Genomic DNA, 604 nt, shown 5'->3' on the forward strand with positions numbered 1-604 from the left:
GCTTGGAGACGGTGCCAGATTTCGACGCCGACGTGCTCCCGTCGATGAAGGCTCAGGTCGCCGCGGCCAATGCTGGCAAGCGCCTGGAAGACTGTGACTTCGGCCGCAAGATCGATGCACAGTGGGCCAGTGTCGGTGACATCACCCCTCGTTGTCGCTACTCCAAAGACGGGAGCCGCCTCTGGGTATGGTCCATCGTGAAGAGCAATGGGCAACTGCGCCCATGGATGGGGTTGATCAAGCGAGAGGGCAAGTCAGCAGCACTTTTCCAGATCGCCATCGCTGGCAGCCCGGTATCTGAGGTGGACCCCAGCGTGCTCTATCTCGATCACATTCCGCGAACTGTCGCGGAGGACTTCCCCGAACTCGCCATGGCCACCAAGCGGCTGGAGGATCTGAAATGAACAACACCGGATCCCTGAATTTCGCGGCGGTGCTAGGGGCGTTCTATGCCCTCCTGGAGGGCATAGCGCGCTTGATCTTGATCCCTATCGATCACCTTGTTCGACACGTGCCCGCCATCCAACGGAAGGCATCCAAAATCGCTCGCGATGAGGGAGCGCTCGCGCATCTCGAACAGGAGTCGCTTTTCCTCGCCCACGAC

The 604-nt window shown here is 60.3% G+C and carries 2 protein-coding genes; both read left to right on the plus strand.

Features of this window, described 5'->3' with window-relative positions; translation table 11 throughout:
• The coding region (locus GVL52_RS28190; RefSeq protein ID WP_160012678.1) for a hypothetical protein at positions 1-404 on the plus strand (404 nt) is incomplete at its 5' end.
• On the plus strand, positions 401-604 hold a 204-nt coding region (locus tag GVL52_RS30675; protein WP_210254122.1), incomplete at its 3' end, for a hypothetical protein. The genes GVL52_RS28190 and GVL52_RS30675, both read left to right, overlap by 4 nt.

The sequence above is a fragment of the Rhizobium sp. 18055 genome, assembly GCF_902706285.1.
Lineage (GTDB): Bacteria > Pseudomonadota > Alphaproteobacteria > Rhizobiales > Rhizobiaceae > Rhizobium.